Here is a 24377-nt window from a genome sequence, read left to right as displayed (position 1 = left end):
CGTAGATGCCGCTGATTACCGCCCCGGTCACCACTCCGCCAGACACCGGCGAGCCACCCGGCGGCGGTGGCGGCGGGATCGTGCTGCCCGACCTTGGGCGTGCAACGGTCACCTACTACGACCCGGCCGGCGGGGTGTGGCCGCTGACGCGTCGCTCGCTGGGCTGGTACACCCTCGCCGAGGGCGTGTCCGGGCTGGGAGCGGCGCCGTACGAGCTCACCACGGACGCGCACCCGCGCGGGGGCGCGCGGCTGCGGCATGCGCAGGCGCAGCCTCGGACCATCGTGTGGCCGCTGTGGGTGAGCGGCTCCGATCACATGGCGTTCGTGCAGCGCTGGCGGCAGTTGGCGACCGCGTTTACCCGCACGCTGCGGGACGGGCCGGGCGTGCTGGAGATCGCCCGCCCGGACGGCACGCGCCGCCACATCGAGGTGATCTACCAGGAAGGCTGGGAAGGGCGCGGCAGCCACGGGTTCGGCCGGATCTTCGACAGTGCGGTCCTCTCGCTGTGGTGTGAGGATCCGTACTGGGTGGACCCGGAGCCGATCGTCGTGCACCGCGAGCAGGGAGCCGGGGAGGACTTCCTCCAGCCGTATCCGTCGGTGTCCTCCTCGCAGGTCCTCGGCGCCACGGTGGTGACCAACCCTGGCGATGTGGTCGTGTGGCCGACCTGGACGATCACCGGCCCGGCGAGCCTGGTGACCTTCACAAGGACCGACACAGGCGCCTCCTTCGTACTGGACCCCAACGACCCGTCGATCGGACACGGCAACCTGCTGGCCGGCCAACAGGTCACCGTCCGCACCGACCCGCCGCAGGTGCGCTACCAGAACGGCGACAACTGGGTCGGGGCGCTGAACTGGCCGGACGCCACACTGTGGGGCCTGGATCCGGGGGACAACCCGGTGACCTTCCAACTCGACGGCGCCGGTGCCGGCTCGGCCGTCGACCTGATGTTCAACCCGCGGTACGAGACCGCGTGACCGAGGGGGTGGGTGTTGGCGATCCAGCTCCTCGTCACCGATGACAACCTCACCGTGCAGGGTGATCCGCTCGCCGACTGGCTGTCGCTCGATGCGACGCTCCGCTTCAACGAGCCCGCCAGCGGCAGCGTGGATCTCGTCGCCCACCCGTACATCATGGCCCAGTTGCAGCCCGGCAACCGGCTCGTCGTCGTACGGGACGGCGGGATCTGGTGCGGCGGCCCCATGGAGATCCCGCAGGACTTCTCCTGGGGCATCGGAGGCGAGGGCGAAGCCCCGCCAGGCAAGGTCACCGTGAACTTCGCCGACGACCTCGCGCGGCCGGCCGGGTATCTGACGTGGCCCGCTCCGGCGTCCGCCTGGTCGGCGCAGCCGGACACCGCGCGGCAGATCCTCACCACGAACGCCGAGGTCATCATCCGGACCCTGGTGAACGAGAACTGCGGGCCTGGCGCTCTGGCGGCCAGGCAGATCCCAAATTTTGCCCTCGCCCCGGTGGCTGGAGTGGGCACCACGACCAGCGTGAACACCCGCTTCGAGGGCCTGCTCGCAACCTGCCGCCGCGTCGCCATCGACGGCGGCGGGCTCGGCTTCCGCACCCGGCAGACAAGCAGCCAGATCGAGTTCGAGGTGTACCAGCCGCAGGACCTCACGGCGACGGCCCGCTTCTCCGAGGGCCTCGGCAACCTGCGGGCGATTACCTACAAACGCAGCGCGCCGACGGTGACCCACGCGCTGGTGACCGGCTCCGATCAGGCCAGCCCGCGCGCCTACGTGGAGGTCGCCGACACCGCCGCGGCGGCCGCGTGGTGGCGGGTGGAGCAGCTCGTCAACGGGAGCGCTGACAACGACGCCGCCGGAGAGCTCACCCAGGACGGCAACGAGGCACTCGCCGGCGGCGCGGCCCCGGTGGAGCTCGCGACCGTGACGGTCGACACCGAGGACCTGAAGGCGGGCCGGGACTACACCCTCGGCGACCGAGTGACGGTCGCGTTGCCGACCGGGCTGGAGGTGGCCGACCTGGTCCGCAGCATCCACTTGCAGGCCACCCCGACCAGCGGCGAGTACGTCACGTCGCTGGTGGGCTCGCCGGAGGCTACGAGCGATCCGCAGATGGTGCGGCTGGTACGCGAACTGGGCCGACGGCTCGGACGACTGGAAGCGAGGTAACCGATGGCCCAGAACTCGTGGCCGTCGCCCAACTACAACGCCCGCAACGTCACGGACGCCGAGTACGAGAAGATGGCCTCGCGGTTCAGCGACGACGGGGTGTACGGCGACCCGAACGACACCGCGGTGGTGTCCGCCGGGGTGGGCCTGTCAGTGGATGTGCGTGCGGAGGTGTACGCGTCCGTGCGCGGGCACGCCTGGTACTCCGGCACGACCACCGTGAACCTGCCCGTCAGCGCCAACGCGAGCGGCTCCACGCGGGTGGACTGGGTGGTGCTGCGCCTGGACCGCGCCACGTGGGACGTCCGCGCCACCCTCCGGGAAGGCACGCCCGGCGCGGGTGCCCCGGCGCTGGTGCAGGACACCGGTAGCACCGGCGTGTACGAGATCCCGCTCGCCCAGGTGACCATCCTCAACGGCGCCTCCGTCGTCTCGGTCACCCGCGTCGAGCAGTACGTGGGGACGCGGCTGCGGCCCTGCACGTCGCTCAGCCGCCCGGCCATGCCCCGTCGCGGCGAAGTCGGCTACGAACTCGACACCGGCAGGCTGATCCTCTACAACGGCTCGGCCTGGATCACCATCTACTCCGACTCCGGCGTCATCAACTGCACCTCCGCGCTCTCGTCGTGGAACGCGACGATTACGCCGGTCATCTGGGAACGCAACGGCAACGTACACATGCGCTTGGGTGAGTTCCAGCGGGTGGGCTCCAACTTCAGCGCGGCCTCGGACAGTCGGCTGCCGGTGCTGATCCCGGCCGGATACCGGCCCAGCCACCACATTTATGCCGTCTCGTATCTCACCGGGACGCGGATCGGACGGTGCACCGTCTACTCCGCAAACAACGCTCGGGCCGGTCAGGTGTGGCTCACCCAGCATCCCGGGATCTCGACCAACGACATCGTGATGCCGAACAGCGTCTCGTGGGTGGTGTGACATGGCACGAGCGACATTCGGCGCCGGTGTGGCGGACTTTGTGGTGCAGCCCTCGGACGGCCTGTGGGGGGTCGCCGCGAACGCGGTGGTGACCTTCTGGGACGACGCCGACGGCGGCATGCAGTACACCGACCTCCTGGACGCCAACGGTACGCCGATCACCCAGGTAGTCACGGATGAGTTCGGGGCGCTGCCGGAGTTCTCCGGCCCGGACGGGATCCTCGGTATGTGGGCCGAGGCGGCAGGCGGCAGCACGCGGGCGTGGATCGCGACCCGCGACCTCACCAGCAACGCGTTGACGAGCCTCGACTGGCTCGTCGTCACGGACCCCGTCTTCGGGGCTGCCGGTGACGGCGTCCGCGATGACACCGCCAGCATCCAGGCGGCGATCGACGCGGCGAGCGCCGTCGAGGGCGGCACGATCTACATCCCGCGCGGCACGTACATGCTGTCGGCGCCGCTGCTGCTGCCCGCCGGGGAGGGGCCGACGATCATCGGGTCGGGGTGGACGTCCATCCTGAAGCTGGCGGACGGCGCCGACTGCTACGCCATCGAAATGAGCGGGGCAGACACGCGGGTGACGATCCGCGACCTGAAGATCGACGGCAACTACTTCGGGCAGACCGCAGCGTCAGGCGGCATCTACGGGGCCGGAGCGGTCGCGTGCCGCTTCGACAACCTGCACTTCATCGCCTGCCGCGACGATGGCCTCTACCTCGGCCCGCAGACGGGCGGGGCGTTCGGGCACAACAACAGGGTGATCGGCTGTCTCTTCGATCAGTCGATGGGGTCGGCCGGGCCGGGCCGCGGCATCCACCTGGACTCCAACGATGAGAACCAGATCATCGGCTGTGACTTCGAGTTCCTCGGCGGCTCGGGTGGCACCACCTATGAGACGGCGGTGTGCATCCTCGACCGGGCGGGCACGCAGACGATCGAGTCCTGCAATTTCGTGGGGGGCGCGGACAACAACGCGAAGGGCATCCGGCTTCAGGACGTCGCAGCCACGAAGATCAACGGGTGCAACTTCGACGGCACAGCGGGCGACAGCATCTTCATCGTGGGGACCGGGAACGTCATCACCGGCTGCACCATCTTCAGCCCCGGCGAAGTCGGCTCCCTCACCGGCCAAGTCTCCGGCATCCACCTCGAATTCGGCACCCGCGACAACCTGATCGTCGGCAACAGCATCGCCTCGTCGACCACGGCCGGGAAGACCCGCAGCCTGATCCGGGAAGAGGCGACCGGCGACGCCGGGCCGAACCTGATCGTCGGCAACACCCTGATCACCAAGGGCGCGCTCGCGGTCGCCACGGTGGAGATCGACGGCGCGGGAACCGTCTTCACCCACAACCTCGGCGCCGGAACTGCCACGATCACGACCAAAGCCATCAAGGACGCGGACACCCCACGCGCGAGCACCATTACCCCGGCCGCCGACCCGGACCTGACGCTGGAGGTCGAGGCGAACTCGACCTATGACGTCGAGTGCGTGGCCGTGTGGACCAACGGCGGCGGCGGATTCCGGGCGACGTGGATCGCTCCGGCCGGGGCGACGATGACGTGGACCGACAACGACGGCGTCGGCGTGGTCGGCCCGACCGGCGTCGTTACCTTCGCCAGTGCCACCGGCACCACCCTCAAGGGAACGCTGGTCACCGGAGCGACTGCAGGCAATCTCACGCTGTCGTGGGCGCAGAACACGTCGAACGCGGCGGACACGGTCCTGCGGGCTGGTTGCGCGCTGAAGCTGACCCGCATCACCTGACCCGCCCTCACCCCGCACGCCCCGAGCCGCTGGCCGGGGCTTTCTCTATGCCCTGGAGGCCGTCTTGAAGCCATCGATCGGACGTATCGTCCACTACCGCATCAGCCAGCAGGAAGCGGAGGCCGTCAACCGGCGCCGCAGGGACTTCCACGAGAGTCGCAGCGCCGCCGAGCGCACCGGGTATGTCGGGCACGTCGGCAATTGGGTCGCCGAGGGCGACGTGTTCCCGGCGATGATCGTGCGTGTCTGGGAGGAGGCCCAGGTCACGGTCAACCTCCAGGTGTTCCTGGACGGCAACGACACTCTGTGGGCCACGTCGCGCGCCGAGGGTACCGAGGCGGGCACCTGGTCGTGGCCGGAGCGTGTGTGATGGCCTGGTACAAGGGCGCCACGAAGATGGAGCTGCTGCCTGAGGCCCGGCAGCAGTCCTCCATCCGGCCCACACAGCTGATCTTCCACAGCATCGTCGCCCCGTGGACACCACGGCGGACGTACGAGTTCTGGCGCGACAGCACCAACTTGGAAAGCCACTTCGGGCTCGGGTACGGCGGCGACCTCGCCCAGTACCTGTCCACCACCACCCGCGCCGACGCCAACGCCGCCGCCAACCGCCGCCCGGACGGCACCGGCGCGATCAGCGTCGAGACCGCCTCCAACACCAAGGCCAGCGATCCGTGGACGGACGAGCAGCTCGCCGAACTGATCGCGCTCGGCGCGTGGGCCCACCGCACCCACGACATCCCCGTGCGGATCTGCCGCAGTGCGGACGCCCCGGGGATCGGCTACCACAGCCTGCACCGGGCGTGGTCGACGTCCGGCACCGCCTGCCCGGGAGCCGCGCGCATCACCCAGTTCCGGGACGTGGTCGTGCCCGGCATCGCCGCAGCGGTGGCCGGTACGAAGCCCGGCGGGGCCCCCCACAAGGTGCAGCGTGGGGAGTCGCTGTACTCGATCGCCCAGCAGTACCGGGGTGTGACGTGGCAGCAGCTGGCCGCCGCGAACAGTCTGCGGGCCCCGTACACGATCGTGCCGGGCCAGGTCCTCACCGTGCCTGGGGAGGTGTCGGCTCCGGTGCGGCCGCCGGCGCGGCCGGTGGTGGACCTGTCCCGGCTACGTACGGCCGCTCTCGTGGATCCGCCGAAGGCGGGCACACCGGTGTCGTACCCGGAGACGCAACTCGTGGAGATGGCGCTGGTCGGCGAGGGGCTCCTCGCGCGGCGGCTGGCGGACGGGCACTTCGGGACGGCGACGCGCAGCGCGTATGCGGCGTGGCAGCGCCGTCTCGGCTACCGCGGCGACGACGCCGACGGCATCCCCGGCAAGACCTCCCTGACCAAGCTCGGCGCCCGCCGCGGCTTCGACGTAAAGGAGTAGGCACGTGAAGATCTCGAAGTACTGGAAGGCCGTCGTCGCCGCGCTCGCCGCGGGCACCGGCACCCTGTCCGCCGCAGTGACCGACGACGTCGTCACGGCCGCCGAGGGCTGGGCCGCGGGCCTGGCCGTTCTCGCCGCACTCGGCTTCACCTGGGCCGTACCCAACCGGCAGGACAGCGAGGGCATCTGATGACGACGCCCGACCCGGGCGTGTACATCAGCCCAGCGCAGACGTACCAGGAGGTGCGGGACCTGGCGAAGGCGGTGGGACGGATCGAGGCCAAGCTCGACAGCATCCTGAACGAGACCAACGACATCCGTACCGACCTCGCCGACCACGAGTCCCGGCTCCGCGCCCTGGAAGCCATGCCGAAGACCACCGACATCGAGCCGCGTGTGAGCACGCTGGAGAAGGGCCGCTGGCCGCTGCCGTCCCTCGCGGCGGTTACGGCGGTCGGCGCCCTTGCTGTGGCGCTGTACCAAGCCCTCGGCGGCTGAACCACGAACGCCCCCTCTCGCCTTCGGGCGGGAGGGGGCCTTTCGTCATGTCCGCTTGCGCGCAATCGTCAGCAGCCCGGGGGTAGGCGCAATCCGCTGCAATCAGTGGGCGCTCGCGCGCACGTACGCGCATCCTGGGAGCTCCAACCCGCTGAGACGGAGGGCAAGATGACGCTCAGGTTCATCGGCACGACCAGCGACGAAGGCGACTGCCCCACCCTGTACGAGATCCCGGAGACGGACGAGATCCTCGTCCAGGGCGACCGCGAGACCAACCCGGAGCACCTGGTCCAGCTGCGCAACGTGAAGCCGTCGGAGACGTTCGTCCGGGTGCCGCGCAGCCTCCTCATCCGCTACGCGCCCCGAACCGACAGCCCTGCCCTCCAGCCGTTCGCCTCGATCTCCCACCTGTTCCGCGAGTTCCGCCACACCGCGTGGCGGCTGGAGACGCGCCGCGGCTACGCCTCCGACCGTCGCAGTCCGAAGTGGGCGCGGTGGCAGGCCGGCGAGGACATCGCCGCCGAGCCGAGCCCGTGGCTGGAGAACGTCGCCGCCCAGACCGCGGCGGGCAAGAGGTTCGAGCGCGTTCGGATCGTCGACGAGCCGGCTACTGAGGGCCAGCGGTTTCTCCTCGCGAGCGCGCCCGGCAACGTGGGCGCCGGCGAGGACATCCGCAACCTCTCCCGTGCGCAGGCGGAGGAGCGGCGTCTGCCGGACTTCGACTTCTGGCTGTTCGACTCCAAGATCCTGGCGCGGTTCGCCTTCGACGAGGACGACACGACACTCGGCGTGTACGTCACCGAGGATCCGGCGGAGGTGCTCGCCGCGTGCCAGGCCCGGGATGCTGCCTGGCACGACGCTGTACCTACAGCGGAGTTCGCCGAGCGGGTACGTTCCACTGTGTGACGACTGACTTCCAGGCCGCCCGGGAGGCCCTCGGCGCGCGTCTCCGCGAGCTGCGCGTCGAGGTTGGTCTGGACGGGAAGGACCTCGCCGCTCAGCTCGGCTGGCAGACGTCGAAGGTCTCCCGGCTCCAGAACGGCAAGCAGACCCCGACCCGCGCAGATCTCACCGCGTGGGCGCGCGCCATCGGGCGGCTCGATGTTGAGCAGGAGCTGCACGGTCTCCTCGCTGGGCTGCACATGAAGCAGCGCCACCGATCGTGGCGTCGGCAGCTGGCCGGCGGGCACCGCGGCCGACAGGAGATCGGCGTCAAGCTGACCGACGCCACGACAACGATCCGCGGCCTGGAGGTGTCCCGGATCCCCGGCCTGTTCCAGACGCCGGAGTACGCGCGCGTCATCTTCGACGGCCTCGCCGAGTTCCGCGGCATCCCGCCGACGACCGACGCGGCCGTGGAAGCCCGCCAGCGCCGACAAGAGGCGCTGTACGACCCGGCCAAGAGTTTCCACTTCGTCCTCTGCGAGGCGGCCCTCTACCACCGCCCGTGCCCTGTAGACGTGATGGCCGAGCAACTGGACCGCCTCTACAACCTTGTTGGCCAGCGCCGCATTGAGCTCGGCATCATTCCGTTCGGTGCGCAGCTGCGTCGTACGGCCCCGCACGCGTTCTGGATCTATGACCGGCGACTGGTCATCGTCGAGACGATCAGCGAGGAATTGTGGCTCACCGGTGACGAGGACATCGCGGTGTACGAGCGGGCGTGGGACTGGCTCTCTGGGTCTGCCGAGTACGGGGCGCCGGCGCGGCGGCTGATCGGGCGGGCGCGGGCTTCTCTGGATCTCACATAGCAATCGGCGCAAGCCTTCTGGGTGCTCGCGCAATTGCGCGCAATCGGGGCGCGCATGCGCAATCGTCCTGCATAACGTGCTGGTCATGGCCCAACCGACACCTCTCGTGGCGCGGTACGAGGCCGGGGACGCGTGGCTCGCCGACTGCTCCGCGCACCCGGACCTCGTACGCCAGGCGTGGGACGCCGAGGAACTCGCGCCCATCGCCTCTGGCGAGCACTGGCTCGTTGCCGAGTCTCGCCTCGTCACCGGCATGCCCGCGGCCGTACGCCTCCGCGACGAACAACGCGGCCCGGTGCTCGCTGATCCGGACCTGGACAAGCTGTGGTGGCTCGTGCCGCTCGATGCCGCCGAAGAGCTGGCCGACGTGCGGCAGGTGTCGGTGCAGCCTGCGGGCTGGATGCTGCGCTGTCCGCCGACGGGCTGGCAGGTGGAGGGCCGTTGGTGGCTGTGGCGTCCCGACGGATCGGGCCACCTCACTGACCCCAACGTGCTCGCCGCGGCGTTCGGCCCCGGCTGGCACCGGCGCCCCACGGAGGCACTCGGATGAAGACCACCACCATGGAAGATGCCCCCAGGCTCGGCCTGCCGCTGGAATGGCCGGAGCCCCCGGCGGACTGCGGGGTGTGCCAGGCGCTGGTACGCCAGCGTGCCGCGGCGGCGGCCCGGAACGACCAGTCCCGCGTGTCGGACTTCAACGTGGAGATCCGCAACCACCATGACGACCGTCCCCGCCGGAGGCAGCGGTGAGCAGGGCGGCGTGGGAGTACCAGGCGCGGGCTGGCGGCGGGAATTTACAGCGGGTCGGTACCGCGGTTCGGTTCACTCGGACTCAGCGGGCGTACCGCGCGTACATAGGCCACACCGCGGACTGTCGATCCTGTGCGATGGAAGACAGCCGGTGCCCTGTCGCGGATCAGCTGTGGGAGGCGTACCGCGCTACGACCGCTTGAGCTCCCGCCGCCGGGGAAGTACTGACGGCGCCGGCGGTGGGAGGGCGGCCGCCCTGCATCCCCCGTTGCGGGGCGGCCGCTCAGTGGACGAGGACCGAGACGGGAATGTCGAGGGCGGCGGAGATCCTCAGGAGGTGTCCGTACCGCGGGTCGCTCTCGCCGCGCTCGATGCGCTGGAGTGTGCGCCGGTCGATGCCGGTCAGCTCCGCGAAGCTCTCCTGGGTGTGGTTGGCGTGGATGCGCAGTTCCCGGATGTGGTCGCCCAGCTCGCGACGTCGTTCCAAGATCCATTGAGGTTCGTCGCGAGGCACTCGACAAACCTGAGACCTGCATGATCACATGTCAGCGTCACGGCTGACGCTTTAATTGATCTTGCTGTGAAGCGGGGCCCCCAAATCGCCCGCCCCGCCGGAGGACCGGAAACCTCCGGCGGGGCGGGTCTCTCTGTGTGGGCACCTTGCGCGTCTCGGCATATGCCAGGCGCTTATAGAAAGCTTGTTCGAAATCCACTACGGTGTGAGCCCAGCGGCCCCGTCCGACGGGGGACCGGAAACCCTCGTCGGCCGGGGCCGTGCTGTGCTCCTCGGAAGGCCTGTTCGGATCTCACGCCGTCTCACACACGTCTCACAGACCCGGCGCGAGACCGCGACCGCACCGCCTCTGACCTGGACGCTATGGACGTTGCGGACGCGTCAGGACCACGGCGACCGCCAGGTAAACTCCGGTTACGTGACTTCTGCTCCCGCCAAGCCCCGCATCCCGAACGTCCTCGCCGGACGCTACGCCTCCGCCGAGCTCGCCACGCTCTGGTCGCCCGAGCAGAAGGTGAAGCTGGAGCGGCAGCTCTGGCTCGCCGTGCTGCGCGCCCAGCAGGACCTCGGGATCGAGGTGCCGGACGCGGCGATCGCCGACTACGAGCGCGTCCTCGACCAGGTCGACCTGGCCTCCATCGCCGAGCGCGAGAAGGTCACGCGGCACGACGTGAAGGCGCGGATCGAGGAGTTCAACGACCTCGCCGGGCACGAGCAGGTGCACAAGGGCATGACGTCCCGCGACCTGACCGAGAACGTCGAGCAGCTGCAGATCCGGCTCTCGCTGGAGCTGATGCGCGACCGTACGGTGGCCGTGCTGGCGCGGCTGGGCAAGCTGGCAGGTGAGTACGGCGAGCTGGTCATGGCCGGGCGCTCGCACAACGTCGCCGCGCAGGCCACCACGCTGGGCAAGCGGTTCGCGACCGCCGCCGACGAGCTGCTGGTCGCCCACGGCCGGATCGAGGAGCTGCTCGGCCGCTACCCGCTGCGCGGCATCAAGGGCCCGGTCGGCACCGCGCAGGACATGCTGGACCTGCTCGGCGGGGACGCCGCCAAGCTCGCCGACCTGGAGCAGCGGATCGCCGGGCACCTGGGCTTCTCGCAGGCCTTCACCTCGGTCGGCCAGGTCTACCCGCGCTCGCTGGACTACGAGGTCGTGACGGCCCTGGTCCAGTTGGCGGCGGGGCCCTCCTCGCTGGCCAAGACCATCCGGCTGATGGCCGGGCACGAGCTGGTGACCGAGGGCTTCAAGCCGGGTCAGGTCGGCTCCTCCGCGATGCCGCACAAGATGAACACCCGCTCCTGCGAGCGCGTCAACGGCCTGATGGTGATCCTGCGCGGCTACGCCTCGATGACCGGCGAGCTGGCGGGCGACCAGTGGAACGAGGGCGACGTGTCCTGCTCGGTGGTGCGCCGGGTCGCGCTGCCGGACGCGTTCTTCGCGCTGGACGGGCTGCTGGAGACGTTCCTCACGGTGCTGGACGAGTTCGGCGCGTTCCCGGCGGTCGTGGCGCGTGAGCTGGACCGCTACCTGCCGTTCCTGGCGACGACCAAGGTGCTGATGGCCTCGGTGCGGGCGGGTGTCGGCCGTGAGGTCGCGCACGAGGCGATCAAGGAGAACGCCGTGGCGTGCGCCCTCGCGATGCGTGAGCAGGGTGCCGAGCGCAACGAGCTGCTGGACAGGCTCGCCGCCGACGAGCGCATCCCGCTCGACCGAGCACAGCTCGACGAGCTGATGGCCGACAAGCTGTCCTTCACCGGTGCCGCCGCCGACCAGGTCGGGGCGGTGGTCGGCCGGATCGAGGAGATCGTGAAGCAGCGCCCGGAGGCGGCGGGCTACACGCCCGGAGCGATCCTCTGACGCGCTTCACTCAGCAGGAGCTGGAGGCCGCCCGCGACCGGCTGGTACCGGACGTGGTCGCGGACGGCCTGCGCGTGCTGTTCTGCGGCATCAACCCCGGCCTGATGACCGCGGCGACGGGCCACCACTTCGCCCGTCCGGGCAACCGCTTCTGGCCCGTACTGCATCTGTCCGGCTTCACGCCCCGGCTGATGAAGCCGTCCGAGCAGGGCGAGTTGCTGTCGCACGGGCTCGGCATCACGAACGTGGTGCCGCGGGCGACTGCCCGGGCCGACGAGTTGAGCGCCGAGGAGTACCGGGAGGGCGGGCGGCTGCTGTCTCTGAAGGTGGCGCGGCTGCGGCCGCGTTGGCTGGCGGTGGTGGGCGTCACCGCGTACCGTGCCGCCTTCGACGACCGCACGGCGCGGGTGGGTCCGCAGGCGCGGACGATCGGCGACACGCGCGTGTGGGTGCTGCCCAATCCCTCCGGGCTGAACGCGCATTGGACGGCTCAGACGATGGCGGACGAGTTCGCACGACTACGGGAGGCCACGGAGGGCTGACCGGTCGGGCGGGGCCACCTTACGGAGGGCTGACCGGTCGAGGCGGGGCCACCTGTACGGAGGGCTGACCGGCTCTCGCGGGGGGCCACCTCGTGCGCAGCACTGGCGGGCCACACGGAGGCCACCGCCCTGCGGACGACCAGCCGGTCACTCACGCCCACCTCGCGCGCAGGACTGGCCGGTCACGCGAGCTCCACCCTCGTGCAGGGGACCCGGCTGGTCACGCGAGCTCCATCCCCCGTGCAGAGGACCAGCCGGTCACATGAGCTCCATCCCCCGTGCAGAGGACCCAGCCGGTCACAGGAGCTCCATCCCCATACAGAGGACCAGCCGGTCACACGAGCTCCATCCCCCGTGCAGAGGACCAGCCGGTCACACGAGCTCCATCCCCATACAGAGGACCCAGCCGGTCACACGAGCTCCATCCCCATACAGAGGACCCAGCCGGTCACACGAGCTCCATCCCCATACAGAGGACCCAGTCGGTCACACGGGTCCCACCCCGCGCCCAGGGCCAGCCAGTCACTCGGGGTCCACCTCCGTGACAACGGCGAGCAGCCGGGCCGGGTCCGTCTCGTCGCCGTCGGCGATGCCCAGCGCGACCCAGCGGCCCGTTCCCGTCGCCTCCCACACGTACAGGTCGTCCGCCAGGGTGCTGATGCTCGCCCACGGCTCCGGTATGTCCTCGCCCCGCTCGCCGCGCACCCGAAGCGTGAGCATGCCCCACAGGGGATTCGCCCCCCATCGCTCGTTGAGTCGCTGGGCGATCCCCTCTCTGAACGCTTCGACGTCCTCGGCCGTGCGCTCCCCGTGCGCGCAGTCGGGGTCCGCGGCTCCTAACTCCGCTATGTAGTAGCCCGGTCCTTCTCGGCCGACGTCCGACCAGCCGTGCTCCGCCGGAAGGGGGCGCGAGCACAGCCGGTCAATCGTGTCCAGGCACCGTGCGATGTTCATGAAGCCAGTAAACCCGGCGCCACTGACAATTGGCGGCGCGTCAGGCGTCCCGCCGCCGAACGCTCCACGCACCCGCCGCCACCGCACCCGCCGTCCACAGCGCGGTCACGGCGAGCCCGGTCCACGGGCCCAGGGTCCCGTCCCACGTGCTGTGCAGGACGACCTGGCCGGCGCGGTCCGGCAGGAAGTCGGTCAGGCCACCCGCGGTGTCCCCGATCACGAAGGACACGACCAGGAGGAAGGGGATCAGGATGCTGAGCGCGCCGATCCCGCTGCGCAGCAGTGCCGCGAGTCCGGCCGCGAAGAGAGCCATCAGCGCGAGGTAGACGCCGCTGCCCAGGACGCCGCGCAGTTGCTCCCCTGCGGTGAGCCCGTCCGCCGCGGCGCCCATGCCCGCGCGGGCGGCGGCCAGCGAGGTGCCTCCGGTGACCAGTCCGACGAGGAACACCGGTACGGCGATGGCGGTCAGCTTGGCCGTGAACCAACGCCCCCGCTGCGGCACCGCCGCGAGGGCGAGCCGCAGCCCGCCGCCGGTGAACTCGGAGGAGACCGCGAGAGCACCGAAGGCGACGGCAGCGATCTGGCCGGGCATCATCCCGAGAAGCGCCGTGAACAGGGGGTCGAACTCGGGGTCGTCGCTGCCGTCCGTGGCGGCGATCGCGGAGAACGCCGTCGTCACTGCGAACAGCGCGATCAGGGCGCCGTACAGCGAGCGCAAGGTGCGGATTTTCAGCCACTCGGCGTGCAGGACGGGAGTGAAGGGCATGGTCAGGCCTCCTGGGGCCGGGCGGTGAACTCGGTCTCGGCGGCGGTCAGATCCAGATAGGCCTGTTCCAAGGTGCCTTCCTGGACGGTGAGTTCGAGGACGGGCAGCCGCGCCTCGGAGGCGAGGCGCCCGATGTCCTCCACGCGCGCGTGCTGCACGATCCACCCGCCGCCGTCGCCCGGGGCGGCCTCGTAGCCGTGCCGGGCGAGCAGCTCCCGCAGGGCGGCGTCCTGTGTGGTGCGCACCCGGACGCGGGGCTGCACGCGCGCGTGGATGAAGTCACGCATCGGCATGTCGGCAAGGAGTCGTCCCCGGCCGAGGACGACCAGGTGGTCGGCGAAGGACGCGGTCTCGTTCATCAGATGGCTGGAGACCAGCACCGTGCGGCCCTCGTCGGCGAGCCGGCGCAGCAGCGTGCGGATCCAGATGATGCCCTCCGGGTCGAGGCCGTTGGAGGGCTCGTCGAGCAGGACGACGGGCGGGTCGCCGAGCAGGGCGGCCGCGACGCCGAGGCGCTGGCGCATGCCGAGGGAGTACGTCTTCACCCGGCGCCGGGCGGCGGTGGCCAGCCCGGTCTCCTCCAGCACCTCGTCCACCCGGGGCACCGGGATGCGGTTGCTCGCGGCGAGGGTGCGCAGATGGTCGCGTCCGGTGCGCGCGCCGTGCGCGGCCTGGGCGTCGAGCAGGGCGCCGACCTCGCGCAGCGGTTCGTGCAGCGTGGCGTAGGCACGGCCGCCGATGGTCGCGGTGCCGGAGGTCGGCCGGTCGAGGCCGAGCACCAGCCGCATGGTGGTGGACTTTCCGGCGCCGTTGGGGCCGAGGAAGCCGGTGACCCGGCCGGGCTCGACGGTGAAGGTGAGGTGGTCGACGGCGCGCCGGGTGCCGTACTCCTTGGTGAGGTCTCGGACGTCGATGCTGGTCATGGCCTCAGCCTGGCCGCCTGCCCGGGGGCCGGGCCTCCCCAGTGCGTGGAGATCGTCTCCCCCGCCCGGGGGAGGCCCGTTGTCAGTGGCGGCTGGCACGATGAGCCGATGGTCCGCCTTCTGCGCCCGCTGCTGCGCGGGACGACGTACACCCGCCTGCTGCACCTGTGGGTTCCGGTGCTGCTGGCCAGCGTGTGGTTGTTCATCGACATGTCACGGCCGTGGGTGCCCGCGCTGCTGCTGATCCCGGTCGGCCTGATCCCGGCGGTGCGGCGGGGCGAGGGGCTGCAGGCGCGGTTCATGCTGACGCCGGACGAGCCGGACTCGGGGATCTCCATCGCGCCGTCGGCGACTTGGGGCGACCGGCTGCGGACGGTGCTGTGGCTGGAGGTCCGGATGGGCCTGGCCGCGGTGACCGCGTTGACGACCGTGTGGTTGCCGATCGTCGCCGTCGACCTGGCCTCGGCGGCGCTCGGCACCCGGCCGTACGACAACCCGATCCTGCGGATGGTCGAACCCCACTGGGCGTACGCCTTCCTGGTGCCGCTCCCCCTCCTCGCGATGTACGGCGGCGTGGTGGGGTTCGGCGAGCTGGTCACCGCGATCGCACGCCGGCTCCTGGGGCCGTCGGCGGCCGAGCGGCTGGCCGCCCTGGAGGAGCGCACCGAGCAACTGCTGGAACGCAACCGGATCGCGCGGGAGTTGCACGACTCCATAGGGCACGCGCTGACCGTGGCCGTGGTGCAGGCGGGCGCCGCGCGGGCGGCGGGCGATCCGGCGTTCACGGACCGGGCGCTGGGCGCGATCGAGGAGACCGGGCGGGCCGCGCTGGAGGACCTGGACCGGGTGCTCGGCATCCTGCGCGAGGCGGAGCGCCCGGTGAGCAGCCGTCCGACGCTCGTCGAGGCGGACCGGCTGCTGGAGTCCGCGCGCGCCTCCGGGGCGAAGGTCGACGCCGAGTTCACCGGACCACTGGCCACGGTGCCCGGGCCGGTCTCCCGGGAGGCCTACCGCATCCTTCAGGAGGCGCTGACGAACGTGCTGCGGCACGCGGGCGGTGTCCCCACGCGCGTGAGCGTCGCGGTCGCGGACGGCCGTCTGGACCTGGAGGTCCGCAATCCGCTGCCGGCGCCGATACCCGGGCCCGGCCGGGGCAGCGGGCTGCGCGGGATACGGGAGCGGGCGGCGCTGCTGGGCGGCCGGGCGCACACGGGCCCCGACGACGGCGACTGGCAGGTGCACGTCGAGCTGCCGCTGGGCTGATCTACGCTGGCCGGATGCCGGTCACCGTTCTCCTCGTCGACGACGAACCTCTCGTACGCGCGGGCCTGCGGGCCGTGCTGGAGGCGCAGCCGGACATCGAGGTGGTCGGAGAGGCGGCCGACGGGGCCGCGGTGATTCCGCTGGTACGCCAACTGCGGCCCGACGTGGTCGCCATGGACGTACGGATGCCGCTGCTCGACGGCATCGAGGCCACGCGCGCGGTGCTGCGGACCGTGCCGGATCCTCCGAAGATCCTGGTGGTGACGACCTTCGAGAACGACGAGTACGTCTACGAGGCGCTGCGGGCGGGTGCCGACGGATTCCTGCTGAAGCGGGCGCGGCCGGCGGAGATCGTGCACGCGGTGCGGCTGGTCGCCGAGGGCGAGTCGCTGCTGTTCCCGGCGTCGGTGCGGCAACTGGCCGCCGAGCACGGCGACGGGAGCGGGAACCCGGCGGCGCGGGCCGTACTGGAGCGGGCGCAACTGACCGAGCGGGAGGCGGAGGTGCTGCGGCTGATGACCCGTGGGCTGTCGAACGCGGAGATCGCCGGTCAGCTGGTCGTCGGCACGGAGACGGTCAAGTCGCACGTCAGCTCGGTGCTGGCGAAGCTCGGGGCCCGGGACCGCACGCAGGCGGTGATCACGGCCTACGAGTCGGGGTTCGTCTCCCCCGGCTGACCCAGGGTCTCGTCTGGCTGACCCGGGACTCGGCGGACTGGGGAAGCTCACGGCACTCGCCGCTGTCCGCGGTGCCGAGTACGATCCGGCCAACACGCGCACAAGCTGGGAGGACGGACGTTGGGGCGGCTGACCGGCGGGGATCCCTCGCTGCTGCGAAGGATCAATTCCGCGGTGGTGCTGCACGCGCTGCGTGCCACGGACTGCGCGACGCTGACGGAGATCACCCGGGTGACCGGGCTGTCCCGGCCGACCGTCGAGGGTGTCGTCGAGGGGCTGATCGAGGCCGGTCTCGTGGTGGAGAAGGCGGCCGAGGAGGGTGCCGCGCGGCGTCAGGGGCGCCCGGCGCGGCGGTTCCGGTTCCGGGCGGAGGCCGGGCATCTGCTGGGGCTGGAGATCGGGCCGCACCGGGTCGCCGCGCTGCTCGCGGATCTGGACGGGCGGATCGTCGGCGCGCAGGCCAAGGACGTCGACGAGACCGCGCACGCCGACGAGCGGCTGGAGCGGCTGCGCACCGCCGTCGCCGAGTTGCTGCGCCGGGCGGGGGTCGCACGGAGCTCGCTGCGGGCGGTGGGGGTGGCCACGCCCGGGATCGTGGAGGCGGACGGGACCGTACGGCTGGGCACCGCGCTGCCCGGCTGGACGGGGCTGCGGCTCGGGGAACGGCTGGGCCGCTCCTTCAAGTGCCCGGTGCTGGTGGAGAACGACGCCAACGCGGCGGCGGTCGCCGAGCACTGGAAGGGGTCGGCGACCGAGTCCGACGACGTGGTGTTCGTGCTGGCGGGGCTGAGCCCGGGCGCCGGCTCACTGATCGGCGGACGGCTGCACCGGGGGTACGGCGGAGCGGCCGGTGAGATCGGCGCGCTGCATCTGCTGGGCCGGGAGGCGACGCCGGAGACGCTGCTGTCCACCACGAACGAGCCTTTGCATCCGCTGGACGAGCAGGCGGTCGCCAAGGTGTTCGCGCAGGCCCGTGAGGGCGACCAGCGGGCCATGGCCGCCGTCGACCGGTTCATCCAACGGCTCGTGCACGACGTGGCCGCACTCGTGCTGGCCCTCGACCCGGAGCTGGTGGTCATCGGCGGCTGGGCGGCGGGGCTGGACGGCGTACTGGATCCGCTGCGGCGGGAGCTGGCGCGGTACTGTCTGCGGCCGCCGAAGGTGACGCTGTCGCTGCTGGGCGAGGCGGCCGTGGCGACGGGGGCGCTGCGGCTGGCCCTGGACCATGTGGAGGAGCAGCTGTTCGCGGTGGAGGGCACGGTGACGGCGCGCCGGTGAGCGGCGGCTCCCCTGCCTGAAGAGCGGCGCCACGGACTCGACGCCCGGCTCAAGAGACGTACGGCGTCCCGGAGAGACTCCGCTCCGGGGCGCCGTACGGAAAGGGCCTACGGCGTTCAGGACGCCCGGCGCTGCGGGTCCTCGTGGATCTCCACTCCGCCCGAGTCGCCGAACGTCAAGCGGCACGTGTCAGCGCGGTACGTCGCGACGGACACCGCCGCGGTGCCACCGGCGGCGTGGAAGCGGGTGGTGACCACCAGGACCGGCGCGCCCGGCAGCCGGTCGAGTTCCTTGGCGTCGTCGGCGCGGGCCGAACCCAGTTCGACGGCGCGGTCCTGCCCCTCCAGCTCCAGGTGCTGCAGCTCGCGCAGCACCGCACGCGCGCGTGCCGGTCCCGAGGGGGCGTCGATGGCGGACAGGTCGGGCACCGACGCGGCCGGGATGTACAGCAGCTCGGCGGCGACGGGCTGGCCGTGTGTCGTACGGGTGCGGCGCACGATGTGCACGGGCTCGTCGCGGCCGGTCTCCAGGGCGCCGGCGACCGCGGCCGGCGGGGCCGCGACGGTGCAGTCGACGGCCTGCCAGGCGTCACCGGCCGCGCCGGGCCAGGCGTGCTGTTCGGTGCCGACGGCCACGCCCACGCGCGGCGGGGCGACGGTCGTACCGACACCGCGGCGGCGCTGCAGCCTGCCTTCCAGTTCCAGCTGTTCCAGGGCCTGGCGGAGCGTGGCGCGGGCGACGCCGAAGCGGGCGGCGAGGTCGCGCTCGTTGGGCAGGATCTCGCCCACCGAGAACTCGGAGTCCAGTGCCTCCGTGAGCACGGTCTTGAGATGCCAGTACTTAGGTTCCGGCACCGATTCCAGCTGCGTGGTCCCCACCCTGTCCTCCGCAATCGCCGTGATCCGGCGGCGTTTTAGCGCCCTTGTTTATTAAAGGTTGTTGTACTTATCTGCGACCATAAGACGGCCCTCACCCTTGGTCAAGACCAATCCTCGATCCCTCAGGCGCTGCACAGGTGGGGTGCGGCCAAGCGTTCATGGGCCGTTCGCACCACGCCGCATTCGTGACACAACGGCGTCTATGCGGTGGCCAGTGATCGCAGCTTGTCGGGGTTGCGGATGACGTAGACGGCCTGGACGCGTCCGCCGAGGACGTCCAGCTGGAACACTGCGTCGGGCTTGTCGCCGGACAGGACGAGGACCGCGGGACCGCCGTTGAGTTCCAGGAAGCGGTGCGACATGTCGGGAATGCCCTTGCGGGCGGCGCCGATGAGGAAGCGGCCCACGTGGTCGGCGCTCTCCAGCACCCGCAGCGGCGCCTTGGCCTTGCCGCCGCTGTCGCCGACGAGGCGGACGTCGGGCGCGAGCAGCGCCATGAGGCCGTCGAGATCGCCGTCCACGGCGGCGGCCAGGAACCGCTCGGTGAGGTCGCGGCGCTGGGCGGGGTCGACGTCGTAGCGCGCCCGCCGCTCCTCCACGTGCCGACGGGCGCGGCCGGCCAGCTGCCGTACGGCGGGCTCGGCCCGGTCGAGCATGGCGGCGATCTCGGCGTGGGGGTAGCCGAAGGCCTCCCGGAGGACGAACACCGCGCGTTCCAGCGGCGACAGCGACTCCAGTACGACCAGGACGGCGAGGGAGACGGAATCGGCGAGCACGACCCGCTCCGCGGTGTCGGGGGCGGTGTCGCCGAACTCGGTGACGTACGGCTCGGGCAGCCAGGGGCCGACGTACGCCTCGTTGCGGGTCTTGATCTGGCGCAGCCGGTCGAGGGCGAGGCGGGTGGTGACGCGCACGAGGTATGCGCGCGGGTCGCGCACGTCGGCGCGGTCGGCGCCGGACCAGCGCAGCCAGGCGTCCTGCACCACGTCCTCCGCGTCGGCGACGCGGCCGAGCATGCGGTAGGCGACGCCCAGGAGGACGGAGCGGTGCTCTTCGAAGACCTCGGTGGCGGTATCGGTGGTCATCACCTCATCCCATCCGATCCTGTCCGGTCGTGTCCATCTGCGGGCGACGGGGGGCTACCCGTCAGTAGCTGTTACTGACAAGGTGTCTACACCATGTCCCTGCCCGCCCCGAACGCCTCGGGGTCCGGCCCGAGTCCTCGGCGAGGAGCTGTATGTCCGCCACCGTCTCCTTCACGGTCCCCACCCCGCACGGCCCGCGCAGCATGAACCTGGCGTACGCGCGCGTGGGCAGCGGTGAACCGCTGGTCCTGCTGCACGGCATAGGTCACCACCGGCAGGCGTGGGACCCCGTCGTCCCCGTCCTGGCCGTCGAACGGGACGTGATCGCCGTTGACCTGCCGGGGTTCGGGGAGTCCCCGGCGCTGCCGGACGGCCTCGCGCACGACCTGCCGACGATGACCGCCGTGCTCGCCGCGCTGTGCGAGGCGCTGGAGCTCGAACGGCCCCATGTGGCGGGCAACTCGCTGGGTGGCCTGCTGGCGCTGGAGCTCGGCCGGGACAAGCTCGTGCGGTCGGTCACAGCCCTGTCCCCCGCCGGGTTCTGGTCGCAGGCGGAGCGGCGGTACGCCTTCACCGTGCTCATGGCGATGCGGCAGCTCGCCCGGCGGATGCCGCCGCCCGTCGTCGAGGCGCTCGCTCACCCCGCGGTGGGCCGCACGCTGCTGACGAGCACCATCTACGCCCGCCCGGGCCGCCGTTCGCCCGAGGCGGTGGTCGCCGAGACGCTCGCGCTGGCCCGTGCCCAGGGGTTCTCGGAGACCCTCCGCAGCGGCCGGGACGTGCAGTTCACCGACGACATCACCGGGATCCCGGTCACCGTGGCCTGGGGCAGCAGGGACCGGCTGCTGGTGCCCCGGCAGGGAATCCGCGCCAAGTACGTGCTGCCCAAGGCCCGGCTGATACGGCTGCCCGGCTGCGGTCACGTCCCGATGAACGACGATCCCGCACTCGTCGCGCGCGTGCTGCTCGACGGCAGCCGCTCCGTCGCGAGGGAGACGCCCTGAGGATCTCCGTCAGGAGATCACCCGGATCCGGTGGCCCTGTGTCCGCACCAGCCGATGTCCCCTCTGTCCGCGCTAGCCGATGTCTCCTCCATCGCGCCAGCTAATGTCCCCTCCATGAAGCCCTCGAAGGCCTTACAGACCGACGGGGCGGAACACATGGGCTCCGCCGCCTGGGAGTTGCTGCTGCCCGCCGCCTCGGCACCCGCACGCGCGCGTGGCCGCTCATTGCAGGCCGCGCTGCGGGCGGCGGTCCGCTCCGGGCGTCTCGCGCCGGGCACCCGGCTGCCGTCCAGCCGGGACCTCGCGGCCGACCTCGGCGTGTCGCGCGGGCTGGTCACGGAGACGTACGAGCAGCTGACGGCGGAGGGGTATCTGCGCAGCGGCCGGGGTGCGGGCACCTGGGTGGGCGACGCCGTACGGGCCGCACACCCGCGCGCGCGTGACCTCGCTCCCCGGTCGTCCGGTGCGCGCGCCGACTTCGTGCCGGGGACGCCGGACCTGTCGCTGTTCCCGCGCGCCGCCTGGGCCGCCGCCCAGCGCCAGGTGCTGGCTGAGCTGCCGCACCACGACCTCGGCTACCCCGATCCGCGCGGCCTGCCCAGGCTGCGCACCGCACTCGCCGAACTGCTCGCCCGCCGCCGGGGAGTGGTCGCCGACCCGGAGCGGATCGTGGTCGTCTCCGGCGTCACCCAGGCGACGACACTCCTCGCCATCGTGCTGCACGCGCGCGGGATGCCCGCGATCGGCGTCGAGGATCCCGGCAGTCCGCAGCACGACGGCGTGTACGCCTCGGCCGGCGTCACCTCCGTGCCACTGCCGCTGGACGACGAGGGGCTCGCCATGGGGCCGCTGCGGTCGTCCGGGGTACGGGCCGTGGTCACGACGCCGGCGCACCAGTACCCGACCGGGATCGCGTACTCCGCTCAGCGCCGCGCCGAACTGCTCGACTGGGCGCGGTCCGTGGACGGGCTCGTCCTGGAGGACGACTACGACGGCGACTTCCGCTACGACCGGGCGCCCGTGGGCGCGCTCCAGGGCCTCGACCCCGAACGCGTCGCCTATATGGGGTCGGTCAGCAAGTCCCTCGCCCCCGGGCTGCGGCTCGGCTGGGTGCTGGTCCCGGAGTGGCTGGCCGACGACCTGATCACCCTCAAGCGGGCCATCGACCTCGGCCATCCCACCCTCGACCAGGCGCTGTTCGCCCGGTTCCTGGAGCGCGGCGACTACGACAGCCAGCTGCGGCGCTGCCAGCGCGCGTACCGCGAACGGCGTGACGCCCTGGTGGCCGCGCTCGACGAGCACTTCCCCGGCGCCGAGGTGTCCGGGATCGCGGCGGGACTGCATGTCATCGCGACGCTGCCGGAGCGGTACGGGCCGCAGGAGCGGTTCCTCGCGCGCGTGGGGACGGCCGGGGTTGCCGTACGGGCGCTGTCGGAGTGCGTGTACGCGCGTGCGGGCGCCTCGGGCGATGGGGACACGGCGGTGCGGCTTGTGCTCGGGTATGCCCATGTGCCGCCGGTGCGGATTCGGGAGGGGGTGCGGGTGATGGCGGAGGCGGAACGGGGTCAGTAGGGGCGTGGGCGGCGCCTTTGGGCAACGCCTTGCGCGTCCATCGCCGTAGCCCTGAACCTCACCGAGTCACAACAGCCCCCGGAGCCACATTTCGCTCCCCGTGTCCTTGCGGCCCGTTGTTCACTCCTCGTTTGCGTGTGCGCTGCGGCATCCCAGTAGTTCTGGCATGGCAACTGGCCGGATTCCGTCCTGTCCTGGAGGCGCACCCATGTCACACCGACCCTTGCCCGGCCGCCGCAGCGTCCTGCGCGGCTCTCTCGCCGCGTCGGCGGCCCTGACTCTGCCCGTCGGCCTCGGCGCGGCGCCGGCCCTCGCCCTGTCGGGGCGTCCGAAGGCGGGCTGGGGCGTACAGACGGGCGACGTGTCCGCGCACTCCGGGCTGGTGTGGGTGCGCTCCGACCGCCCGGCCCGGATGATCGTCGAGACCTCCGCGACCGAGTCGTTCCGCAAGCCGCGCCGATGGTACGGCCCGCTGCTCGGCAAGGACTCCGACTTCACCGGCACGACCCTGCTGCGCGGCCTGCCGTCCGGCGAACAGATCCACTACCGCGTGCTGCTGGCCGACCCGGACGACCCGCGCCGTACCGGCGAGCCGGTGACCGGCACCTTCCGTACGGCGCCCGCCCGGCGGCGTGACGGCGTGCGGTTCGTCTGGTCCGGCGACCTGGCAGGTCAGGGCTGGGGCATCAACCCGGAGCTCGGCGGCTACCGGATCTACGACGCGATGGCCGCCCTGAACCCGGACTTCTTCATCTGCAGCGGCGACAACGTCTACGCCGACGGCCCGCTCACCGAGACCGTGACGCTGCCCGACGGGCGGACCTGGCGGAACATCACCACCGAGGAGAAGGCGAAGGTCGCCGAGACGCTGGCGGAGTTCCGCGGCAACTTCCGCTACAACCTGCTGGACGAGAACCTGCGCGCCTTCAACGCCCAGGTGCCGTCGATCATCCAGTGGGACGATCACGAGGTCACCAACAACTGGTACCCGGGTGAGATCCTCGCCGACAGCCGGTACACGGAGAAGAACGTCGACGTGCTCGCCGCGCGCGCCCGGCAGGCGTTCTCGGAGTACTTCCCCATATCGACGCTGCGCCGCCCCGAAGGCCGGGTCTACCGGGTGCAGCACTACGGGCCGCTGCTGGACGTGTTCGTCCTGGACATGCGCACCTACCGCAACGCCAACTCGACGGACGACCAGACCACCGACCCGCAGGGCATCCTCGGCCGCGAGCAGTTGCAGTGGCTCAAGCGGGAGTTGTCGCGGTCGCGTGCGGTGTGGAAGGTGATCGCCTCCGACATGCCGCTCGGCCTGGTCGTGCCGGACACCGGGGACGGCAAGCCCAACATCGAGGCGGTCGCGCAGGGCGACCCGGGTGCCCCGCTCGGCCGTGAGCTGCAGATCGCCGAGCTGCTGCGGTTCATCAAGCACCGGCGGATCACGGGCACGGTGTGGGTGACGGCCGACGTGCACTACACCTCGGCGCAGCACTACCAGCCGTCGCGGGCGGCGTTCACGGACTTCGAGCCGTTCTGGGAGTTCGTGTCCGGCCCGCTCAACGCCGGTGCCTTCCCGGCGAACACGCTCGACAACACGTTCGGTCCGGAGCGGGTGTTCGTGAAGGCGCCGACGACGGCCAACGTCTCGCCCGCCGAGGGCTACCAGTTCTTCGGCGAGGTCGACATCGACGGCGACACCGCCGAACTGACGGTCCGCCTGCGCGAGCAGGACGGCACCGTGCTGTTCACGAAGGTGCTCCAGCCGGGGCGGGTCGGCCAGTAGGTCCCGCACCGCCGTGAACGCGTGCCGCGCACCGGCGTCATCCCTGG

26 protein-coding genes are annotated in these 24377 nt (G+C 71.4%); 20 read left to right on the top strand and 6 right to left on the bottom strand.

The window, feature by feature from the left end:
• Positions 1-5 precede the first annotated feature (5 nt).
• The 12 genes from HJD23_RS37340 (at position 6) to HJD23_RS37285 (ending at position 9230) form a co-directional block, all read left to right on the top strand.
• Positions 6-983 (top strand): phage tail domain-containing protein, encoded by a 978-nt coding sequence (locus tag HJD23_RS37340; protein ID WP_171110604.1) that lies wholly within the window; start codon positions 6-8, stop codon positions 981-983.
• Between the two features lie 12 nt (positions 984-995).
• On the top strand, positions 996-2153 hold the full coding sequence (locus HJD23_RS37335; RefSeq protein WP_346770325.1) for a siphovirus ReqiPepy6 Gp37-like family protein: 1158 nt from the start codon (positions 996-998) through the stop codon (positions 2151-2153).
• Positions 2154-2156: 3 nt separating this feature from the next.
• Positions 2157-3089, top strand: coding sequence for a hypothetical protein (locus HJD23_RS37330; protein ID WP_171134117.1), 933 nt, complete (start codon positions 2157-2159; stop codon positions 3087-3089).
• Position 3090: 1 nt separating this feature from the next.
• Positions 3091-4857: a right-handed parallel beta-helix repeat-containing protein gene (locus tag HJD23_RS37325; protein ID WP_171134116.1), complete on the top strand. Its 1767-nt coding sequence runs from the start codon at positions 3091-3093 to the stop codon at positions 4855-4857.
• Positions 4858-4921: 64 nt separating this feature from the next.
• Entirely contained in the window at positions 4922-5227 is a 306-nt protein-coding gene (locus tag HJD23_RS37320) for a hypothetical protein (protein WP_171113029.1), read from the top strand.
• Positions 5227-6231, top strand: coding sequence for a LysM peptidoglycan-binding domain-containing protein (locus HJD23_RS37315; RefSeq protein WP_171113031.1), 1005 nt, complete (start codon positions 5227-5229; stop codon positions 6229-6231). The genes HJD23_RS37320 and HJD23_RS37315 overlap by 1 nt, the downstream gene beginning before the upstream one ends.
• Before the next feature lie 4 nt (positions 6232-6235).
• The gene (locus tag HJD23_RS37310; protein ID WP_171113033.1) at positions 6236-6421 is read left to right on the top strand and encodes a hypothetical protein; all 186 of its coding nucleotides are present in this window, start codon (positions 6236-6238) and stop codon (positions 6419-6421) included.
• The gene (locus tag HJD23_RS37305) at positions 6421-6729 is read left to right on the top strand and encodes a hypothetical protein (protein WP_171113035.1); all 309 of its coding nucleotides are present in this window, start codon (positions 6421-6423) and stop codon (positions 6727-6729) included. The genes HJD23_RS37310 and HJD23_RS37305 overlap by 1 nt, the downstream gene beginning before the upstream one ends.
• A 168-nt stretch (positions 6730-6897) precedes the next feature.
• Positions 6898-7635, top strand: a complete 738-nt coding sequence (locus HJD23_RS37300; protein ID WP_171113037.1) for a DUF6879 family protein — start codon at positions 6898-6900, stop codon at positions 7633-7635.
• Positions 7632-8480, top strand: a complete 849-nt coding sequence (locus HJD23_RS37295) for a helix-turn-helix transcriptional regulator (protein ID WP_171113039.1) — start codon at positions 7632-7634, stop codon at positions 8478-8480. Before HJD23_RS37300 ends, HJD23_RS37295 begins: the two co-directional genes overlap by 4 nt.
• Before the next feature lie 85 nt (positions 8481-8565).
• Complete coding sequence (locus HJD23_RS37290; RefSeq protein WP_171113040.1) at positions 8566-9030, top strand: hypothetical protein; 465 nt, start codon at positions 8566-8568, stop codon at positions 9028-9030.
• Positions 9027-9230, top strand: coding sequence for a hypothetical protein (locus HJD23_RS37285; protein WP_171113042.1), 204 nt, complete (start codon positions 9027-9029; stop codon positions 9228-9230). Before HJD23_RS37290 ends, HJD23_RS37285 begins: the two co-directional genes overlap by 4 nt.
• A gap of 283 nt (positions 9231-9513) precedes the next feature.
• On the opposite strand, the gene HJD23_RS37280 is transcribed toward HJD23_RS37285, so the two are convergent.
• Positions 9514-9717, bottom strand: a complete 204-nt coding sequence (locus tag HJD23_RS37280; RefSeq protein ID WP_171113043.1) for a helix-turn-helix transcriptional regulator — start codon at positions 9715-9717, stop codon at positions 9514-9516.
• Positions 9718-10162: 445 nt separating this feature from the next.
• Here HJD23_RS37280 and purB point away from each other — a divergent pair, with 445 nt between their 5' ends.
• Together purB and mug are read left to right on the top strand one after the other, a co-directional pair.
• Positions 10163-11605, top strand: coding sequence for an adenylosuccinate lyase (gene purB, locus HJD23_RS37275; protein ID WP_171113045.1), 1443 nt, complete (start codon positions 10163-10165; stop codon positions 11603-11605).
• Positions 11602-12147, top strand: coding sequence for a G/U mismatch-specific DNA glycosylase (mug, locus tag HJD23_RS37270; RefSeq protein WP_171118615.1), 546 nt, complete (start codon positions 11602-11604; stop codon positions 12145-12147). Before purB ends, mug begins: the two co-directional genes overlap by 4 nt.
• A 522-nt stretch (positions 12148-12669) precedes the next feature.
• Here the strand turns inward: mug and HJD23_RS37265 are convergent.
• From HJD23_RS37265 to HJD23_RS37255, 3 genes are read right to left on the bottom strand one after another with little or no spacing between them, the layout of a single operon-like run.
• Positions 12670-13101: a hypothetical protein gene (locus HJD23_RS37265; RefSeq protein WP_171113047.1), complete on the bottom strand. Its 432-nt coding sequence runs from the start codon at positions 13099-13101 to the stop codon at positions 12670-12672.
• Between the two features lie 40 nt (positions 13102-13141).
• Positions 13142-13867, bottom strand: coding sequence for an ABC transporter permease (locus HJD23_RS37260; RefSeq protein WP_171113049.1), 726 nt, complete (start codon positions 13865-13867; stop codon positions 13142-13144).
• A gap of 2 nt (positions 13868-13869) precedes the next feature.
• Positions 13870-14790: an ABC transporter ATP-binding protein gene (locus tag HJD23_RS37255; RefSeq protein WP_171113051.1), complete on the bottom strand. Its 921-nt coding sequence runs from the start codon at positions 14788-14790 to the stop codon at positions 13870-13872.
• A 108-nt stretch (positions 14791-14898) separates the two neighbouring features.
• On the opposite strand from HJD23_RS37255, the gene HJD23_RS37250 reads away from it, so the two are divergent.
• From HJD23_RS37250 to HJD23_RS37240, 3 genes are all read left to right on the top strand, one after another.
• Positions 14899-16053 carry a histidine kinase gene (locus HJD23_RS37250; RefSeq protein ID WP_171113053.1) on the top strand — a complete coding sequence of 385 codons (1155 nt, stop codon included), beginning with the start codon at positions 14899-14901 and terminating at the stop codon, positions 16051-16053.
• A 14-nt stretch (positions 16054-16067) separates the two neighbouring features.
• Positions 16068-16730 (top strand): response regulator transcription factor, encoded by a 663-nt coding sequence (locus HJD23_RS37245; RefSeq protein WP_171113055.1) that lies wholly within the window; start codon positions 16068-16070, stop codon positions 16728-16730.
• A 120-nt stretch (positions 16731-16850) separates the two neighbouring features.
• Positions 16851-18008 carry an ROK family transcriptional regulator gene (locus tag HJD23_RS37240; RefSeq protein ID WP_171113057.1) on the top strand — a complete coding sequence of 386 codons (1158 nt, stop codon included), beginning with the start codon at positions 16851-16853 and terminating at the stop codon, positions 18006-18008.
• Positions 18009-18124: 116 nt separating this feature from the next.
• Here the strand turns inward: HJD23_RS37240 and HJD23_RS37235 are convergent, their stop codons facing one another.
• Both HJD23_RS37235 and HJD23_RS37230 read right to left on the bottom strand, forming a co-directional pair.
• Positions 18125-18886: a GntR family transcriptional regulator gene (locus HJD23_RS37235; RefSeq protein ID WP_171113059.1), complete on the bottom strand. Its 762-nt coding sequence runs from the start codon at positions 18884-18886 to the stop codon at positions 18125-18127.
• A 200-nt stretch (positions 18887-19086) separates the two neighbouring features.
• Positions 19087-19971 carry an RNA polymerase sigma-70 factor gene (locus HJD23_RS37230; protein ID WP_171113062.1) on the bottom strand — a complete coding sequence of 295 codons (885 nt, stop codon included), beginning with the start codon at positions 19969-19971 and terminating at the stop codon, positions 19087-19089.
• Positions 19972-20123: 152 nt separating this feature from the next.
• Between HJD23_RS37230 and HJD23_RS37225 the strand changes: the two genes are divergently transcribed.
• From HJD23_RS37225 to HJD23_RS37215, 3 genes are all read left to right on the top strand, one after another.
• Complete coding sequence (locus HJD23_RS37225) at positions 20124-20975, top strand: alpha/beta fold hydrolase (RefSeq protein WP_171113064.1); 852 nt, start codon at positions 20124-20126, stop codon at positions 20973-20975.
• Positions 20976-21089: 114 nt separating this feature from the next.
• On the top strand, positions 21090-22547 hold the full coding sequence (locus tag HJD23_RS37220; RefSeq protein ID WP_232108336.1) for a PLP-dependent aminotransferase family protein: 1458 nt from the start codon (positions 21090-21092) through the stop codon (positions 22545-22547).
• Positions 22548-22755: 208 nt separating this feature from the next.
• On the top strand, positions 22756-24330 hold the full coding sequence (locus HJD23_RS37215) for an alkaline phosphatase D family protein (RefSeq protein WP_171113066.1): 1575 nt from the start codon (positions 22756-22758) through the stop codon (positions 24328-24330).
• The last annotated feature ends 47 nt before the right edge of the window (positions 24331-24377 follow it).

It is taken from the genome of Streptomyces sp. Z423-1 (assembly GCF_013009255.1).
Lineage (GTDB): Bacteria > Actinomycetota > Actinomycetes > Streptomycetales > Streptomycetaceae > Streptomyces > Streptomyces gossypiisoli.
The sequence above is the reverse complement of the archived record's forward strand: the minus strand, read 5'-3'. Positions and strand labels throughout refer to the sequence as shown.

Excerpts from the sequence above, each read along its gene's own strand:
- HJD23_RS37245 (WP_171113055.1), top strand. The coding sequence starts at position 16,068 with ATGCCGGTCACCGTTCTCCTCGTCGACGACGAACCTCTCGTACGCGCG.
- HJD23_RS37260 (WP_171113049.1), bottom strand. The coding sequence starts at position 13,867 with ATGCCCTTCACTCCCGTCCTGCACGCCGAGTGGCTGAAAATCCGCACC.
- HJD23_RS37325 (WP_171134116.1), top strand. The coding sequence starts at position 3,091 with ATGGCACGAGCGACATTCGGCGCCGGTGTGGCGGACTTTGTGGTGCAG.
- HJD23_RS37340 (WP_171110604.1), top strand. The coding sequence starts at position 6 with ATGCCGCTGATTACCGCCCCGGTCACCACTCCGCCAGACACCGGCGAG.
- HJD23_RS37305 (WP_171113035.1), top strand. The coding sequence starts at position 6,421 with ATGACGACGCCCGACCCGGGCGTGTACATCAGCCCAGCGCAGACGTAC.
- HJD23_RS37255 (WP_171113051.1), bottom strand. The coding sequence starts at position 14,790 with ATGACCAGCATCGACGTCCGAGACCTCACCAAGGAGTACGGCACCCGG.
- HJD23_RS37300 (WP_171113037.1), top strand. The coding sequence starts at position 6,898 with ATGACGCTCAGGTTCATCGGCACGACCAGCGACGAAGGCGACTGCCCC.
- HJD23_RS37315 (WP_171113031.1), top strand. The coding sequence starts at position 5,227 with ATGGCCTGGTACAAGGGCGCCACGAAGATGGAGCTGCTGCCTGAGGCC.
- HJD23_RS37215 (WP_171113066.1), top strand. The coding sequence starts at position 22,756 with ATGTCACACCGACCCTTGCCCGGCCGCCGCAGCGTCCTGCGCGGCTCT.
- HJD23_RS37220 (WP_232108336.1), top strand. The coding sequence starts at position 21,090 with ATGAAGCCCTCGAAGGCCTTACAGACCGACGGGGCGGAACACATGGGC.
- HJD23_RS37250 (WP_171113053.1), top strand. The coding sequence starts at position 14,899 with ATGGTCCGCCTTCTGCGCCCGCTGCTGCGCGGGACGACGTACACCCGC.
- HJD23_RS37290 (WP_171113040.1), top strand. The coding sequence starts at position 8,566 with ATGGCCCAACCGACACCTCTCGTGGCGCGGTACGAGGCCGGGGACGCG.
- HJD23_RS37230 (WP_171113062.1), bottom strand. The coding sequence starts at position 19,971 with ATGACCACCGATACCGCCACCGAGGTCTTCGAAGAGCACCGCTCCGTC.
- HJD23_RS37285 (WP_171113042.1), top strand. The coding sequence starts at position 9,027 with ATGAAGACCACCACCATGGAAGATGCCCCCAGGCTCGGCCTGCCGCTG.
- HJD23_RS37225 (WP_171113064.1), top strand. The coding sequence starts at position 20,124 with ATGTCCGCCACCGTCTCCTTCACGGTCCCCACCCCGCACGGCCCGCGC.
- HJD23_RS37330 (WP_171134117.1), top strand. The coding sequence starts at position 2,157 with ATGGCCCAGAACTCGTGGCCGTCGCCCAACTACAACGCCCGCAACGTC.
- HJD23_RS37265 (WP_171113047.1), bottom strand. The coding sequence starts at position 13,101 with ATGAACATCGCACGGTGCCTGGACACGATTGACCGGCTGTGCTCGCGC.